Source organism: Nissabacter sp. SGAir0207, assembly GCF_005491205.1.
Taxonomy (GTDB): domain Bacteria; phylum Pseudomonadota; class Gammaproteobacteria; order Enterobacterales; family Enterobacteriaceae; genus Chimaeribacter.
On record NZ_CP028037.1, the window covers coordinates 172,624 to 188,944 of the forward strand.

16 protein-coding genes are annotated in these 16,321 nt (G+C 63.8%); 15 read left to right on the forward strand and 1 reads right to left on the reverse strand.

Translation table 11 applies throughout. The features are described 5' to 3' along the window. The first annotated feature begins 249 nt into the window (after positions 1 to 249). From C1N62_RS20010 to mdcH, 12 genes are all read left to right on the forward strand, one after another. Positions 250 to 2,085, forward strand: a complete 1,836-nt coding sequence (locus tag C1N62_RS20010) for a beta-glucoside-specific PTS transporter subunit IIABC (protein ID WP_137765491.1) — start codon at positions 250 to 252, stop codon at positions 2,083 to 2,085. Then, positions 2,082 to 3,548, forward strand: coding sequence for a glycoside hydrolase family 1 protein (locus tag C1N62_RS20015; protein WP_137765492.1), 1,467 nt, complete (start codon positions 2,082 to 2,084; stop codon positions 3,546 to 3,548). The genes C1N62_RS20010 and C1N62_RS20015 overlap by 4 nt, the downstream gene beginning before the upstream one ends. A gap of 28 nt (positions 3,549 to 3,576) precedes the next feature. Further along, on the forward strand, positions 3,577 to 4,419 hold the full coding sequence (locus C1N62_RS20020; RefSeq protein WP_137765493.1) for a PRD domain-containing protein: 843 nt from the start codon (positions 3,577 to 3,579) through the stop codon (positions 4,417 to 4,419). A 68-nt stretch (positions 4,420 to 4,487) separates the two neighbouring features. After that, positions 4,488 to 4,865, forward strand: a complete 378-nt coding sequence (locus tag C1N62_RS20025; protein WP_137765494.1) for a cupin domain-containing protein — start codon at positions 4,488 to 4,490, stop codon at positions 4,863 to 4,865. 176 nt (positions 4,866 to 5,041) lie between these two features. Next, positions 5,042 to 6,697, forward strand: a complete 1,656-nt coding sequence (gene mdcA / locus C1N62_RS20030; RefSeq protein ID WP_137765495.1) for a malonate decarboxylase subunit alpha — start codon at positions 5,042 to 5,044, stop codon at positions 6,695 to 6,697. Further along, a complete protein-coding gene (locus tag C1N62_RS20035; protein ID WP_137765496.1) occupies positions 6,697 to 7,542 on the forward strand; it encodes a triphosphoribosyl-dephospho-CoA synthase in 846 nt (281 codons plus the stop codon). The genes mdcA and C1N62_RS20035 overlap by 1 nt, the downstream gene beginning before the upstream one ends. 13 nt (positions 7,543 to 7,555) lie before the next feature. Beyond that, positions 7,556 to 7,858 (forward strand): malonate decarboxylase acyl carrier protein, encoded by a 303-nt coding sequence (mdcC, locus tag C1N62_RS20040; protein WP_137765497.1) that lies wholly within the window; start codon positions 7,556 to 7,558, stop codon positions 7,856 to 7,858. Beyond that, positions 7,848 to 8,684: a biotin-independent malonate decarboxylase subunit beta gene (locus C1N62_RS20045; protein WP_137765498.1), complete on the forward strand. Its 837-nt coding sequence runs from the start codon at positions 7,848 to 7,850 to the stop codon at positions 8,682 to 8,684. The genes mdcC and C1N62_RS20045 overlap by 11 nt, the downstream gene beginning before the upstream one ends. Beyond that, positions 8,681 to 9,481, forward strand: a complete 801-nt coding sequence (mdcE, locus tag C1N62_RS20050) for a biotin-independent malonate decarboxylase subunit gamma (RefSeq protein ID WP_137765499.1) — start codon at positions 8,681 to 8,683, stop codon at positions 9,479 to 9,481. Before C1N62_RS20045 ends, mdcE begins: the two co-directional genes overlap by 4 nt. 128 nt (positions 9,482 to 9,609) lie before the next feature. Further along, positions 9,610 to 10,569, forward strand: a complete 960-nt coding sequence (locus C1N62_RS20055; RefSeq protein WP_137765500.1) for an AEC family transporter — start codon at positions 9,610 to 9,612, stop codon at positions 10,567 to 10,569. After that, positions 10,566 to 11,180 (forward strand): malonate decarboxylase holo-ACP synthase, encoded by a 615-nt coding sequence (locus tag C1N62_RS20060; RefSeq protein ID WP_137765501.1) that lies wholly within the window; start codon positions 10,566 to 10,568, stop codon positions 11,178 to 11,180. The genes C1N62_RS20055 and C1N62_RS20060 overlap by 4 nt, the downstream gene beginning before the upstream one ends. A gap of 3 nt (positions 11,181 to 11,183) precedes the next feature. After that, the gene (gene mdcH, locus C1N62_RS20065) at positions 11,184 to 12,086 is read left to right on the forward strand and encodes a malonate decarboxylase subunit epsilon (protein ID WP_137765502.1); all 903 of its coding nucleotides are present in this window, start codon (positions 11,184 to 11,186) and stop codon (positions 12,084 to 12,086) included. Here mdcH and C1N62_RS20070 read toward each other — a convergent pair. After that, on the reverse strand, positions 12,083 to 13,015 hold the full coding sequence (locus C1N62_RS20070) for a LysR family transcriptional regulator (RefSeq protein WP_137765503.1): 933 nt from the start codon (positions 13,013 to 13,015) through the stop codon (positions 12,083 to 12,085). The two genes, mdcH and C1N62_RS20070, sit on opposite strands and share 4 nt — an antisense overlap. 364 nt (positions 13,016 to 13,379) lie before the next feature. Here C1N62_RS20070 and C1N62_RS20075 point away from each other — a divergent pair, with 364 nt between their 5' ends. The 3 genes from C1N62_RS20075 to C1N62_RS20085 are packed head-to-tail and all read left to right on the forward strand — an operon-like array spanning position 13,380 to position 16,308. Continuing rightward, the gene (locus C1N62_RS20075) at positions 13,380 to 14,351 is read left to right on the forward strand and encodes a tripartite tricarboxylate transporter substrate binding protein (RefSeq protein ID WP_137765504.1); all 972 of its coding nucleotides are present in this window, start codon (positions 13,380 to 13,382) and stop codon (positions 14,349 to 14,351) included. Next, positions 14,342 to 14,821 carry a tripartite tricarboxylate transporter TctB family protein gene (locus tag C1N62_RS20080; protein ID WP_168195914.1) on the forward strand — a complete coding sequence of 160 codons (480 nt, stop codon included), beginning with the start codon at positions 14,342 to 14,344 and terminating at the stop codon, positions 14,819 to 14,821. The genes C1N62_RS20075 and C1N62_RS20080 overlap by 10 nt, the downstream gene beginning before the upstream one ends. Further along, positions 14,812 to 16,308 (forward strand): tripartite tricarboxylate transporter permease, encoded by a 1,497-nt coding sequence (locus C1N62_RS20085; RefSeq protein ID WP_370465615.1) that lies wholly within the window; start codon positions 14,812 to 14,814, stop codon positions 16,306 to 16,308. Before C1N62_RS20080 ends, C1N62_RS20085 begins: the two co-directional genes overlap by 10 nt. Positions 16,309 to 16,321: the final 13 nt, after the last annotated feature.

Here is a 16,321-nt window from a genome sequence, read left to right on the forward strand (position 1 = left end):
CTAGAGGGTAATGCACAGAAGCGGGCAACTTTTTTTGCGCTCGATCAGGTTAATGGCCCGGCAGGCGCGGCAGTTTGCCAAGGGCGTCACACTCTTTTAGTTTGCTGGGGGAAACCGGTTGCAATCGTGGGCCGAAAAACCTAGAAGTTAAGGCAGGCGTGTTACTGGCTTAGCCAGGCAAGACCTGAAGCTCCCTTTGCAAAAGGGGCGCTTCAGGTCTTTTTTTTTGGACAAACGCGGAGGTGCCGGATGAACCATGCAGAGATGGCGCAGGAGATTGTCAGTCGGGTGGGTGGGGTAGGTAATATCGCGCACTGTGAGCACTGCTCCACCCGGTTGCGGCTGAGCCTGCATGACAACGCGCAGGTAGATCAGCCGGCGCTGGAGCGGGTGCCGGGCGTGCTCGGGGCACGAGTCAACGCGCAGTGCCAGGTGATTATCGGCAGCCAGGTGGTGGAGGTGTATCAGGCGGTGAAACAGCTGATGACGGGCGCCCCGACAGCTACGGCAGACTCACCCGCCAAACAGGGGAGATGGGGGGCGCGGCTGGTCGATTTTGTCATCAGCGTTTTCCAGCCGCTGGTGCCAGCCATCGCTGGCGGCGGGGTGCTGAAATCCCTGCTGATCCTGATGGCGATGGCTGGCTGGCTGAGCCGTGACAGCGCCACCTACCGGGTGCTGGACAACATCGGCAGCGCGCCGCTCTACTTCCTGCCGATTTTGGTCGCCATCACCACCGCCACCAAACTCAAAGTAAACGTGCTGGTGGCGGTCTCGGCGGTGTCAGTGATGGTACTGCCCGCGATGTCCAAACAACTGGCGGAGGGCACCACCTTCCTCTCGCTCGACCTGCAAAACATCGCTTACGCCTCACAGGTGTTCCCAGCCATTTTGTGCGTACTGTTCTACGCCCAGACCGAGCGCCTGTTCAACCGCTACACGCCGGGCGCGCTGCGCATATTCCTCTCGCCGATGCTCTCGCTGCTGGTCACCGCGCCAGTGACGCTGCTACTGCTCGGCCCGCTCGGCTTTGAGGCTGGCTCCCTGCTGGCGACGGCAATCGTCTGGCTCTATGGCAAGCTGGGGTTTGTTGCCTCGGCGGTGCTGGCTGGCATCCTGCCATTCATTGTCGCCGCTGGGATGCACAAGCCGCTGATCCCCTACGCGGTCACCAGTCTGGGTCAGTTTGGCCGTGAGATGCTTTACCTGCCAGCGTCCTTGGCTCACAACATCGCCGAGGCCGGGGCCAGCCTGGCCGTTGCGCTGAAGTGCCGGGACAAGGTGCTGAAGTCCACCGCGCTCTCCGCGGGCCTCTCGGCGCTGTTCGGCATTACGGAGCCAGCGCTCTACGGCGTCACGCTACTGCATAAAAAGGTGCTCTATGCGGTGATCGCGGGCAGCGTGGTGGGCGGCGGCTTTATTGGCTGGATGGCGGTGGAGGCGTTCGCACTAGTCGGCCCCGGCCTTGCCAGCATCTCGATGTTCATCTCGCCAGACAATGCCTGGAACATCCTCTACGCCCTGATGGGTGCCGGGCTGGCGTTCGTCATCGCCTTTACCGCCACGCTGCTGCTCTGGCATGAAGAGGCCGCGCTGCCCCAAGAGGTGCCGCAGCCAGCCGCTGGCGAGTTCCCGTTCCATCGCCCGGCAGAGGGGCGGGTGATCCCGCTGTCGCAGGTAAAAGATGATGTCTTCTCCGCGGGCATCATGGGCGATGGCATCGCCGTGATCCCAGAGCGGGGCGAACTGCGCGCGCCAGCGGACGGCACCATCGAGAGCGTATTCGAGAGCGGCCATGCCGTCAGCATGATCACCACCCACGGCGCGGAGCTGATTTTCCACATCGGCATCGACACCATCCGGCTGAACGGCCAAGGGTTCCAGCCACAAGTGACGCCCGGCCAGACCGTTCAACGGGGCGACCTGTTGGTGACCTTTGACCTGGCGGCGCTGCTTGCCGCTGGTTACGACCCAGTGGTGATCATGGTGGTCACCAACAGTGAGCGTTTCCACTTCTCTCCCACCGCGTCGGCCAGTGCCGTCGGCGACCCGAATCCAATCATGATCCTCAAGGAGTCCGTATGAGTCACAGCAAATCAATTTTCCCCGAGCACTTTTTATGGGGCGCGGCCATTGCCGCCAATCAGGCCGAAGGGGCATGGAATGTCGATGGCAAGGGGCCGTCCGTCGCGGACGCCATTGCCCACAAGGCGCACCTTGATCCCAAGGATTACACCGGGCATATGGCGCTGTCAGAGGAGCACATTGCCGATGCCCTCCACGGGCGGAACGACCAGCGCTACCCGAAGCGGCGCGGCATCGACTTCTACCACCGCTATAAAGAGGATCTGGCGCTGTTTGCCGAGATGGGCATCAAGGTGCTGCGGGTCTCCATCGCCTGGACACGTATCTTCCCGACCGGCGAGGAGCGCGAGCCTAACGAGGCGGGCCTGCGCTTCTATGAGGATCTGTTCCGCGAGATGCGCCGCCACCAGATCGAGCCGCTGGTGACACTGTCACACTATGAGATGCCGCTGGCCCTGAGTGAGAAGTACAACGGCTGGGTGCACCGCAACGTGCTGGACGCCTTTGTGCGCTACAGCAACGTCTGCTTTGACCGCTATAAAGATCTGGTGCGCTACTGGCTGACTTTCAATGAGATCGACAGCATTCATCGCCACCCCTTCACCACCGCTGGCATCCGCGCGGAGAAGAGCGCGCCGGGGCAGGCCGAGCAGGATATCTATCAGGGGCTGCACCACCAGTTTGTCGCCTCCGCGCTGGTCACCCGCGACTGCCACGCCAAAATCCCCGGCAGCCAGATGGGCTGTATGCTCACCAAGCTCACCACCTATCCTCGCACCTGCCACCCGGAGGATGTGGAAGCCACCCTGAAAAAGAACCTCGAGAACTACTTCTACACCGACGTGCAGGTGTTTGGCAGCTACCCGCCGCTGATCACCCGCGATTTGGCGCGGCGCGGCATCAAGATTGAGATGCAGCCGGATGACCTGGCGATCCTGAAGGCGCACACGGTCGATTTCCTCTCCTTCAGCTACTACATGTCGCTGACCGAGTCGACCCAGCCCGATGCCGAGCGCACCGCCGGCAACACCATTCTGGGCGTAAAAAACCCTTACCTGCCGGCGTCAGAGTGGGGCTGGCAGATTGACCCGGTGGGGCTGAAGATCTCGCTGCTGGAGCTGTATGACCGCTACCGTGTGCCGCTGTTTATTGTTGAGAACGGCCTTGGCGCGAAGGATGTGGTCGAGGAGGGGCAGGTGCATGACGACTACCGCATCAACTACTTCCGCGCGCATTTCGAGCAGATGGCAGAGGCGGTGGATGAGGGCGTGGAGCTGATGGGCTATACCAGTTGGGGCACCATTGACATTATTAGCGCTGGCACCTCGCAGATGTCCAAGCGTTATGGTTTTATCTATGTTGATCAGGATGATGAGGGCAACGGCACGCTGGCGCGCCTGCGCAAGGACTCATTCTACTGGTATCAGAAGGTGATCGCCTCCAACGGGCAGGATCTGGACTAACCGCGTCGGAAGGCCGCAGGGAGCTGATGTGATACGAGTCAAAAAATCACTCAATAACAGCATGTTGCTGGTGGATCACGATCAGCGCGAGATGGTGCTGTTCGGCAAGGGCATTGGCTTCAATGCCCGGCCCGGCGCGCTGGTGGACATCGCGCATATCGAGCAGGTCTTTATCCCGCTGGAGACCCTGAAGTCCCGCCACTTCCTGTCATTGACCGACAGCATCCCGGCGGCCTTTTTTGACGTCACCCATGACATCATCACGCTGGCGCAAGCGCACTACCCAACGCCGCTGCACACCGTGCTGTTCTTTACCCTCGCGGAGCACCTGTTCTACGCGGTGGAGCGCAGCAAAGGCGGCGCGCCGCTGACCAACAGGCTGAGCTGGGAGATCAAGCGCTACTACCCGCGCGAGTACCAACTCGGCGAGCAGGCGCGGGCGCTGGTCGCCCGCCGTTTTTGCGTCGCGCTGCCGGAGGATGAGGCGGTGCACATCGCCTTCCACCTGATCAACGCCTCGGCGCAGAGTGAAAATGGCGACGCCCACCAGCAAGTGCAACTGGTGAACCGCATCGCCGAAATTGTGCGTTACAAACTCAAGCGTGACCTGAACCCCACCACGCTGCACTACCAGCGTTTTATCACCCACCTGCGCTACTTCGCTGAGCGCATCATTAGCCGCAGCATCGCCTCAACCGGCGGCGACGACTTCTACCAGGAGCTGCTGAGGTTCTACCCGCAAGCGATGGCCGTCGCCTGGGCGATTCGTGACTATATCCAGGATAAATACGCCGTCACCCTACCCAAAGATGAACTGACCTGGCTCAGCATCCATATCAGCCGACTGGCGGAGGAGGGGAGTGAAGCCTGACCTCTCCTTTCCAATCAACCCCTTATTTGCAACTACACTCAATGGACACTCTCCTATTGAGGTATGTCATGCCATCAACATCCATTGATACCGAAGAGCTGTTGAGCAGCGGGCAGGCCTGGAATGGCCAGACTTATGAACGTTACCCGGCGGGTAAGCCGAAGTTGACCGTGATGAAAATGCACATTCCCGCGCACTCGGAGTTGCCGTGGCACACCCACCCGATGCCCAATGCCGCCTATGTGCTCTCCGGCCAGTTAACGGTCGAGGACAAAGAGACCGGCGAGACTCATACGGTGCGGGCGGGCGAGGCGCTGAATGAGACGGTGGAGAGCGCGCACCGCGGCTATACCACCGATGAACCCGCTGTGCTGGTGATCACCTATGCTGGCGTCGAAGGGCAGGCGATCTCTGAACCGCTGCCGGGTGAGCCGTCGGAGTTTTAGTGCGCATGACGCCAAAAATGGGCGGCGCTTTGATCTGCCGCACATTTTTGCCAGCCAATCATTACTCTCAGCCTAATGGTTAGCGCCGTGGCTTAATTGATGCCCTTGCCAGAGGCCGCCACACTGGATCCTGAATCCCGCCCATCGCCACGGTGGGCCATCTCAGGAGGCTGATAATGTTGACAGGACACACATCCCCGCGCGTCTGGGATACGCGCCGCACGGAGAAGCAGCGGCGGCTGGCCGCGACCGGCGTGCAGGGCAAGGTACTTCCCACCGACGACATGGTCGCGATGCTGGAGCGGCTGATCGCCCCCGGCGACCGGGTGGTGATGGAGGGGAATAACCAGAAGCAGGCGGATTTCCTTTCGCGGATGCTGGCGGAGGTGAACCCTGCCACCGTGCACGACCTGCATATGATTATGCCCAGCGTCGGGCGCAGCGAGCATCTGGACATCTTTGAGAAGGGCATCGCCCGCAAACTCGATTTCGCTTTCTCTGGCCCGCAGAGCCTGCGCGTCTCGCAGCTGCTGGAGGATGGGCTGCTGGAGATCGGCGCCATCCACACCTATATCGAACTCTACTCCCGCCTGTTCGTGGATCTTGCCCCCAATGTGGCGCTGGTCGCCGGTTACAAAGCCGACCGCCAGGGCAACCTCTACACCGGCCCCAGCACCGAAGATACCCCGGCGCTGGTAGAGGCCGCCGCGTTCCGCAACGGCATCGTCATCGCGCAGGTAAATGAGCTGGTGGATGACGTCAGCGACCTGCCGCGCGTGGACATCCCCGGCTCGTGGGTGGACTACGTGGTGGTCGCCGACAAACCCTTCTTTATCGAACCGCTGTTTACCCGTGACCCGCGCCTGATTAAGCAGGAGCATATCCTGATGGCGATGATGGCCATCAAGGGCATCTATGCCGAGCATCAGGTGCAGTCCCTCAACCACGGCATTGGTTTCAACACGGCGGCCATTGAGCTGCTGCTGCCCACCTACGGCGAGCAGCTGGGGCTGAAGGGCAAAATCTGCCGGCACTGGACGCTCAACCCGCACCCGACGCTGATCCCGGCGATCGAGAGCGGCTGGGTGGAGAGCATCCACTGCTTCGGCGGCGAGCTGGGGATGGAGGAGTACATCCGCGCCCGGCCAGACATCTTCTTCACTGGCGCGGATGGCTCGATGCGCTCCAACCGCGCGCTCTGCCAGCTGGCGGGCCAGTATGCGGTGGACATGTTCATCGGCTCCACCCTTCAGGTGGATGGCCTCGGCAACTCCTCCACCGTCACGCGTGGCCGCCTCTCTGGCTTTGGCGGCGCGCCAAACATGGGGCATGACCCCCACGGCCGCCGCCACGCCACCCCGGCCTGGCTGGCGATGATGAAGGAACCCGACCCGATGCAGCGTGGCCGCAAGCTGGTGGTGCAGATGGTCGAAACCTTCCAGGCCGGCGTCAAACCAACCTTTGTTGAGAAGCTGGACGCGGTGGAGGTCGCCAAAACCTCCGGGATGCCGCTGGCGCCGGTGATGATCTATGGCGATGACGTCACCCACGTCCTGACGGAGGAGGGCATCGCCTACCTCTACCGCGCCGACAGTCTGGAAGAGCGGCGGGCGATGGTGGCGGCGGTGGCCGGTATCACCGACATCGGGCTGGGCGCTGACCCGCAACGGGTGGCGGCACTGCGTCGCAGCGGCAAGGTGGCCTATCCCGAGGATCTGGGCATCCGCCGCGCCGAGGCCACCCGCTCGCTGCTGGCGGCTGGCAGCGTGGCCGATCTGGTAGAGTGGTCTGATGGCCTCTACAACCCACCGGCCAAGTTCCGGAGCTGGTGATGACGACGCTGCGGCACTGCCAAAGCGAAGCCAGCGCCGCCGCGCTGGCGCAGCGGGCGACTGCCTGCCTGATCGATGAAGCGCGCCTGACGCCAAAGCCGGGGCTGGTGGATATGCGCGGCAGCGGCGCGCACCGTGACCTGACGCTGGCGCTGATGGAGCGCTCCGCCCATGCCCTGACGCCCGCCTTCCACCAGCTGGCGCAACAGAGCTGGCAACGCCCGGCGGACATTGCGCTGCGGGAACGGATTGGTGAGCTGGGGCGCGAGGGCGAACGCCAGATGATGGCGGCGACCGGCAACGTCAATACCCACCGGGGCGCGATCTGGGCAGTCGGCCTGCTGGTCTGTGCGGCGGCGATGCAGGGCGGGCAGGGCGACAGCGCCACGCTGGCTAATACCGCGGCCCAGTTGGCGCAACTGCCGGATCGCGCCGCCCCACGCCAGTTCAGCAACGGCCTGCGCGCCACCCATCGCTATCACGTACCGGGCGCGCGCGAAGAGGCGCAACAGGGCTTCCCGCACGTCACCGGGTTGGCACTGCCCCGGCTGCGCCTGAGCCGCCAGCTGGGTGCCACCGAAACCGAGGCGCGGCTGGATGCGCTGCTGGCGATCATGACCTCGCTCAGCGACACCTGCGTGCTGAACCGCGCCGGGCTGGCGGGCCTGACGGCGATGCAAACCGGCGCACGGGCGGTGTTGCAGGCGGGCGGCACCGCGCAGCCCGCTGGCCGGCAGGCGCTGGCGCAGTTGGATGCCGCGCTGCTGGCGCTGAACGCTTCGCCGGGCGGCGCGGCCGATCTGCTGGCCGCCACGCTGTTCCTGGATCGCTCTACCCCTAATTAAGAAAGAGGATGTTATGGAAAAAATGACTTTGTCCCTCCCCGCTGGCCGCACCCTGCATGGCAGGGCGCTGGCGGGCGTGGTCGGCTCCGGCGATATGGAGGTGCTGTTTACCGCCGATGCGCAACAGACGCTCCGCGTCGAGATCACCACCTCAGTGGATAACAGCCAGGCACGCTGGCAGGCGCTGTTCAGCCGTCTGGCGGAGATGAGCGGCCTGCCGTCCGGCATGTTGGTGATCCATGATTTCGGCGCGACGCCGGGCGTGGCGCGCATCCGCATTGAACAGGCATTTGAGGAGGTGGGTTATGCGTCATGACGGCAGTTTTATCGAGCTGAATGCGCGCCAGCGCGCCAAGGCCCTGCTGGATGCGGGCAGCTACCGGGAACTGCTCGATCCCTTTGCTGGCATCACCTCACCGTGGTTGCCGCAACAGGGCATCGTGCCACAGGCAGATGACGGCATGGTAGTGGCGAAAGGCACCCTCAATGGCCAACCGGCAGTGGTGATCGCGATAGAGGGCGCATTTCAGGGCGGCAGCATGGGCGAAGTCTCTGGCGCGAAGATGGCCGCCGCGCTGGAGCTGGCGGCGGAAGACCACCGCAACGGCACGCCAACGCAGGCAGTGCTCTGCCTTGAAACCGGTGGGGTGCGCTTGCAGGAGGCCAACCTTGGGCTGGCGGCGATCGCGGACATCCACGCGGCGATAGTCGATCTGCGCCGCTATACGCCGGTGATTGGCATCGTGGCTGGCACCGTGGGCTGTTTCGGTGGGATGTCGATTGCCGCCGGGCTGTGCAGCCACCTGATCGTGACCCGTGAGGCACGGCTCGGGCTGAATGGCCCACAAGTAATCGAGCAGGAGGCGGGGATTGAGGAGTATGACTCGCGCGATCGCCCCTTCATCTGGAGCATGACCGGTGGCGAGGCGCGCTTCCACGGCGGGCTGGCGGATGCGCTGGTAGACGACGGCATCCACGCGGTGCGCGAGGCGATGGAAGCCGCGCTGGCGCAGGGTGTGCCAGCCCAGCACCGCAGCGATCGCTACGACTGGTATCTGGCGCGGCTGGCTGCCTTTGATACCCGCCAGCAGGCGGACGCAGAGAGTGTGAAACAGGTTTACGCAGCGGAGGGCAAACAATGAGTGATTCAATCAGCCGTGGCGCGCGCTGGCTGGCGCAACTGACGGCCAACGCGCCCCGCATGGCGGGGCTGTGCCCCTCCGTACAGGTGGCCGATGCCGAGATTGGCGGCGAGATTGCCCGCTTTATCGCGGTGGTGCCGGACGCGGATAACCGCTATCCGCGCGCCGCGCATGGCGAAGTCGGGTTGCTGGAGGGCTGGACGCTGGCGAAAGTGCTGCACCAGACCCTCGCAGAGGACGCTGATAAGGCGGTGAAGCGCCCCATCATCGCGGTGATTGATGTGCCGAGTCAGGCCTATGGTCGGCGCGAGGAGGCGTTTGGCATCCATCAGGCGCTGGCGGGCGCGGCCGGGGCCTATGCACAGGCGCGGCTGGCCGGGCATCCGGTGATTGGGCTGATCGTGGGCAAGGCGATGTCCGGTGCGTTTCTGGCGCATGGCTATCAGGCCAACCGGCTGATCGCCTTCAACGATCCGGGCGTCACCGTCCATGCGATGGGCAAGGCGTCGGCGGCGCGCATCACGCTGCGCACGGTGGAGGCGCTGGAGAAACTGGCCGCCACCATCCCGCCGATGGCTTATGACGTGAGCAACTACGCCACCCTCGGTTTGCTCTCCACGCTGCTCGATATTGAACACCCCGACGCCCCGGAGGCACAGGATCTGGCGCAGGTTACGGGCACGCTGCAACTGGCGATCCGTGAGGCGCGCCAGCAGCCAAACCTCAGCGTGCGGCTGGGCGCGGAGAACCGGCGCAGTTCCGCCGAGGTGCGTGAGCGAATGCGCGCCGACTGGTAAGTCAGTAAAAAGAGACACCTGCCGGATTGCTGTCCCGGTGGGCGCACCACGCGCCCACCGGAGAAACGGCCTCTGAAAATAATAAAAATTGCGTCAGTGATCTTTTCCTACTCCTTATAGGTGACCCTATGGCTTATACAATTCTCCATGCGTTAGCACCCATCTTTATCATCATGCTGCTGGGTTTCTGGGCCGGCAAAGCGAAGTTGATCGATAACTCGAAAGTCTCCCTGCTGAATATCTATGTGATGGATTTTGCCCTGCCTGCCGCGCTGTTCAGCGCCACGGTCAAAACGCCCTGGCAGGGCATCATGGCGCAGTGGCCGCTGATTTTGGGGCTGACGCTCTCCATGTGGGTCACCTATGCCGGGATCTACTTCCTGGCGGTCAAACTCTTCAAAAAAGCGCCGCAGGATGCGGCCGTGCTGACGCTGACCGTGGCACTGCCCAACTATGCGGCGCTCGGGCTGCCGATCCTCGGCAGCATTTTGGGGGAGGGGCCATCCACCTCGCTGTCGGTGGCGGTCTCCATCGCCTGCGGCTCGGTGCTGATGACACCCTTCTGCCTGCTGATTCTGGAACGTGAGAAGGCGCAGGCCACGGCAGGCGAGCGGGGCAGTGCGCTGGCGCTGCTGCCGGTGCTGATGTGGCGCTCGGTGAAAAAGCCGATTGTCTGGGGGCCGCTGCTCGGCGTGCTGCTCTCCGCCTTTGGCGTGGTGATGCCCGACCTGCTGCTGGCGGCGATCAAGCCGCTCGGCCTCTCTGCCACCGCCGCCGCGCTGTTTCTCACTGGCCTGATCCTCTCTGCCCGGCGGTTGCAGATTAACCAGGTGGTGATCACCTCCACCCTCACCAAGCTGCTCATCCAGCCAGCGATTGCGTGGGGCATTGTGTTGCTGCTTGGCCTGCATGGCGCGCTGGCGGTCACCACTATCCTGATGATCGCGCTGTCAGCTGGCTTCTTTGGCGTGGTGTTCGGCAACCGTTACGGCGTGCAGTCACCGGATGCCGAAGCGGTGCTGCTGCTCAGTTCGCTGTTCTGCACGCTGTCGCTGCCGCTGTTTATCGCCATGACGCCGGGGTCATGATGAAGACGCCCACTCCCCATGACCTGCTCTGGCTACGCTCGGCAGAGTCGCTGACCGGCATCACCGCCGCGTGGGTGGACACCCAGTGGCACCCGTCGCTGCCGGTGGTGGTGCGGCGGGACAGCCACGAACAGCGGCTGATCCCGGTGGGGGTGCGCGGTGAGAGCCGCAGCCAGCGCGCCGCTGGCTGGGTCGCGCAGCAGGAGATTGTCCGCTGCGTCACACCTGAGGCGCTGAGTGATTCCGTAACCTTGTCACGCTCACCGTTTGCTGACCTGCCGCCGCTTCAGGCCGCGCGGGAACTGGCAGGCCAGCGCTGGCCGTGGGCGTGGGGCATCACCGGCAGTGCGGGCTATGCGCTGGCGACCGGCCTGCCGGTGCTGCACGCCGCCAGCGATCTGGATCTGCTGATCCGCGCCCCGCAGCCGCTGCCCCTTGACGTCTTGCAGGCGTGGCAACAGGCGCTGGCGACGCTGCCCTGTCGGGTGGACACCCAGATTGAGACGCCGCTCGGCGGGTTCGCGCTGGATGAGTGGCTGCGCGACCGGCGGGCGCTACTAAAAACCCACCGGGGGCCGCGGCTGGTGCGCGACCCTTGGTGTCAGGAGTAAGTGATGAAAATTCTGTTTACCTTTCCCGGCCAGGGCGCGCAGTACCCCGGTATGCTGGCAGCACTGCCCGATGCGCCGACCCTCGCCAGCGCGCGCGAGGTGCTGGGGGATGAACTGGCGACCCTCGACACCCCCGGCGCGCTGCAACATACCCGCGCGGTACAGCTCGCGGTGCTGATTGCTGGTGTGGCGTGGGGGCGGGCGCTGGAGGCGCGCGGCGTCAGGCCAGATCTGGTCAGCGGGTTGTCGATTGGCGCCTATCCAGCGGCCGTGATCGCGGGCGCGCTGGCGTTTGAGGACGCCTTGCGGCTGGTGGCGCTGCGTGGCGATGTGATGGAGCACGCCTACCCGCACGGCTACGGGCTGACGGCCCTCTCGGGCCTGACGCTGAGTCAGGTAGAGACGCTGGTGGCCCAGCATGATGTCTACATCGCCAACATCAATGCCGACACCCAGATTGTGATTGCCGGTAGCGATCAGGCGATGGCCGACGCCGGGCGCGCCGCACTGGAGGCCGGGGCGACCCGCGCCCAGCGGCTGGCGGTCAGCGTGCCCTCCCACTGCGCGCTGCTGGATACGCCCGCGCGGCAACTGGCGGAGGCCTTCCGCCACGTCACGCTGCAACGGCCGCGCTGCGGCTGGCTCAGCGGTAGCACGGCGCGGGTGCTCTGGCAGCCGGAGCGCATCGCTGACGATCTGGCGCACAACATGGCGCGCACCGTGCAGTGGCAGGAGGCGATGGTGGCGGCGCGGGAGCGCGACGCCCGGCTGGCGATTGAGATGCCGCCCGGCCAGGTACTCACCTCGCTGACGCGGCAATCCGGCTGGCAGGGGGAGTGCGTGGCACTGGAACAGATTGGGCTGGAGGGTGCCTGCCAGTTGGCTGCCCGGCTGCGGCGCGGCTAGGCACCCTTCTGCATCCGTAGGGCGTACATCCGCCCCTCGGCGGCAATCGCCAGCAGGTTGGGATCACGCTCGCGGTTGCGCGCGAACACCAGCCCAATTTGCTGGCGCATCTGGTATGGCTCGGCGAGTTTCAGCAGTTGCAGGTCATTTTCATACAGCTTCTTCATCCGCCCCGGCACCAGCGACAGCCCCACCCCGGCCTGCACCAGACTCAGCATCGAGAAGATGTCATTCACCCGCGTCACGATGTCCGGCTCGAAGCCCGCGATGTGGCATGCCTCCTGAAAACCGGCATAGGTGGCGAAGCCCTCCGCCAGCGACACAAACTTGCGTCGGCTGAAGTGGCGCAGATCCGCCTCGCGCCCGGTGTCCAGCGCCTCCACCGCTGGCGCGGCCAGATAGATGTCATCCTGGAACAGCGGAATCACCTCCATCGCCTTGCGGTCAAGCGCCACCTCCGAGACAGAGATCAGGATGGCGTCCAGCAGGTTCTCCTCCAGCATCCCCAGTAGCAGCCGGTTTGACCCCATGGTCAAATCCAGCTCCAGATCGGGGCGGCGCAGCTTCATGCCCATGATCATGCGCGGCATGGTGTCCAGCGTCAGCGAGTAGAGGGTGCCGACCCGCAGCCGACCCTGCCCAATCCCGGCGATGCGCCGCGTCTCCTCCAGCCCGCGCGCCATCCGCTGCATCACCTCCCGGCAGTGCTCCAACAGCGTCCAGGCCGCAGGCAGTGCCACCAGATTGCGCCCCTGATGCGCAAACAGCGGGCACTGCACGCCCTCTTCCAGCGTGTGCAGGGCACGGTGGACGCTGACACTGCTGATCCCCAGCACCTCCGCCGTCCGGGCGATATTGCCCTTCTCCATAAATGCCATAAAAATCGACAGCTTACGAAAGGTAATCTCGTTATCAATGTTGACGTGCATAGGGCAGGGTCATCTCCTCTCGCCGGTGACAGAAGCCTAAGCTTAACCGGTGAGGGGATGTTTCCATAAGAGAGAGTCGGCTTTTGTGCGGCTTAATCCTGTGATTTTTCACGCGCGAGGGGGGGTGTAAAGGCGATCAACCGGCCCTTTAAACGCTGGCACAGATGCCCATCTCCCATTGCCTATCATGCAAAAAATACATCATCAGCGCACATACATAGGCATTTGTTATGATAAGAAAGCATAACAATATGCCAAAATGAGAGTGTATTTGGCGTGGCCGTTGCTGCATGATGCATCGCATCACACGCGGCTCAAGACCCGTTAAATCAATAACAAAATCGCACCTGTTTAAGGGACCATCATGAAAACATCGCGCACACCTGTGGCCGTTTTGCTTGCCGGGATCACCTCGCTCTCCTTTAGCGCCCCGACGCTGGCCGCCTGGCCGGAAAAACCCATCGAGATGCTGGTGGCCTTCGCGCCCGGCGGCGGCACGGACATCGCTGCCCGCACCATTGCCCACTATCTCGAGCTGCACCTGGGCGACGGCGCGCGTATCGCGGTGATCAACAAGCCCGGCGCGGGTGGCGAGATTGGCTGGACGGCACTGGCGCGCGCCAAACCGGATGGCTACACCATCGGCATGATCAACCCACCGGCCATCAACGCGCTGGCGGTTGAGGGCAAGGCCAAATACCAGATGAGCAACTTCCAGCCGATCGCCAACGTGGTCTATGACCCGGCCGTGCTGGTGGTCAACCGCGACAGCCCCTACCAGACGCTGCAACAGCTGCTGGATGCCGCCAAGCAGTCGCCCGGCAAGATCGTGATTGGCACCTCGGGCGCGGCTGGCTCCTCCGAGCACATCGCCATCCTGAACCTCAACCGCAAGACCGGCACCGAATTCAAGGCCGCCTTCTTCGGCAGTACCGCGCCAGTGCGTCAGGCCATCCTCGGCAACCATGTGCCGGCGGCGACCATGAACCTGAGTGAATCTTTAGAGCCGGTGCGTCAGGGCCAGCTGCGTGTGCTGGGCGTGATGGCGGATCAGCGCTCCAGCTGGCTGCCGGAAGCACCGACCTTCCATGAGCAGAAAATTGATCTGGTGGCCGGGGCCTCCCGCGGGCTGGCCGCACCGGCTGGCACGCCGCCCGAGGTGATCAGCAAGCTGGAGAAGGCGCTGGCCGAAGTAGTGAACGATCCAGAGTACCAGCAGGCAGCGAAGAAGGCGGAGATGCCGCTGAACTACCTCGATGCCTCGCAGTACCAGACCCTGATTAACGGCATCAATGACGATCTGGCCACCACCTGGAAAGTAACCCCGTGGCGCTAAGCAGAGCCGCCGGGAGACGCCCGGCCGAAATCCTGTGCGCCGTACTGTGGTTGCTGATCGCGGCCTACGTCTGGCAGACCGCCGCCAGCTTCAATCCCACCAGTGCCAGTTTCCCACGGGCGCTGGCCCTGCTGCTCGGCCTGTTTGGGCTGGTGCAGCTGGCGCGCCAGTTCATCGGCGGCACGGCGGCAGAGGAGGGCGCGGCCCCGCTGTTCGCCCGCCCGTGGCGTCTGGCCTTCAGTTTCCTGCTGGTGTTCGGCTACCTGCTGCTGATGAACACGATTGGCTACATTGCCGCCAGCCTGCTGTTCGGCCTGTTGGTGCCAGCGCTGGCGGGCTTTGGCCGCTGGCGTTTCTCGTTGGCGGTGGTAGTCGGCACGCTGGTGTTTATCGTGCTGGTGTTCCACGTCCTGCTGCAACGCCCGCTGCCTGCGGGCCTGATTGAACACTGGCTGGAGGCATGGTTTTGATTGATGCACTGATGAGCGCCCTGCCAGGGGTGCTGGCACCTACCAACCTGGCGGCCGTGCTGCTGGGTACGGTAGCCGGGCTGGTGGTGGGCGCCTTGCCCGGCCTGACGGTCACCACCGGCATTGCGGTTCTGATCCCACTGACCTTTGGCATTGACCCGCTGTTCGCCCTCGGCATGATGGCGGGTATGTACAACGGCGGCAGCTACGGCGGGGCGATTCCGGCGATTTTGCTGCGCATTCCCGGTACGCCAGCCTCCGTCGCCACGGTGATGGATGGCTACGCGCTGACCCGCCAAGGGAAGGCGGCCTATGCGTTGCAGGTGGCGGTCTTCTCCGGCGTGGTGGGCAGCGTGCTCTCCGCCATTGCGCTGATCCTGTTTGCGCCGGGGCTGGCGAAAATCAGCCTTGCCTTCGGGCCAGCGGAGTTCTTCTGGGTGGCGGTACTCGGCCTCGCCACCGTGACATCCCTGCTGGGCAGTGACTTTGTCAAAGGCGCGATCTCGGCACTGATTGGGTTGCTGATCGGCACCATTGGGCAGGATATCTCCACCGGCGATGAGCGCTTCACCTTCGGCTTCCTTGAACTGTCAGAGGGGATGGATCTGGTGGTGCTGCTGACGGCGCTGTTCGCCTTCCCGCCGGTGATCACCATGATGGTGAACGCCAGCAAGGAGGGGATGCCCGGCCACCTGTTGAACCTGCGCAGTCAGGGTAGCGTGCTGGCCCAGTGGCGGATGTTCCTGCCGGTTTGGCTGCGCAGCTCCGTGATTGGCATCATCATCGGCATTTTGCCGGGTGCGGGCGGCAGCATGTCTTGCTATCTGGCCTACAACGATGCCAAGCGGCGCGATCCGTCGCCGGAGACTTTCGGTGAGGGCAACCCGCGCGGCATCGCGGCCTCGGAATCGGGCAATGGCGCGGATAACGCCTCCTCCATGATCCCGGCGCTGACGCTGGGCATCCCCGGCTCCGGCGTGGCGGCAGTGATCCTCGGCGGCCTGCTGGTGCAGGGGTTGCGCCCCGGCCCGCAACTGTTCCAGGATCACCCGGACATCGCTTATGGTTTCATGCTCCAGATGCTGATTTCGGCGCTGATGCTGGCGGTAGTGGGCGGACTGACGGCGACGCGCATCTTCGGTCAGGCGCTGCGCCTGCCGACCGTGCTGCTCGCGCCGGTGATCATGCTGTTCATTACCGTGGGGGTCTATGCCGTCAATAACTCGGCCTTTGATCTCTGGCTGTTCTTTGGCATCGGCATCTTTGCGTGGTTTATTGAGAAGCTGAACTACCCCAGCGCGCCGATTATCCTTGGGGTGATGCTCGGCCCGATCGCTGAAACCCAGCTGAATTTGGCGATGACGTTGGGGGGCGGGGAGGTGAGCAGTCTGGCGGCCACGCCGCTCTCCTGGCTGCTGATTGTGCTGTCACTGTTTGTGCTGCTGACGCCCTGCTGGCGGCTGGTGCGGCGCGCCAAAACGGCCTGATAAAAAACCGACA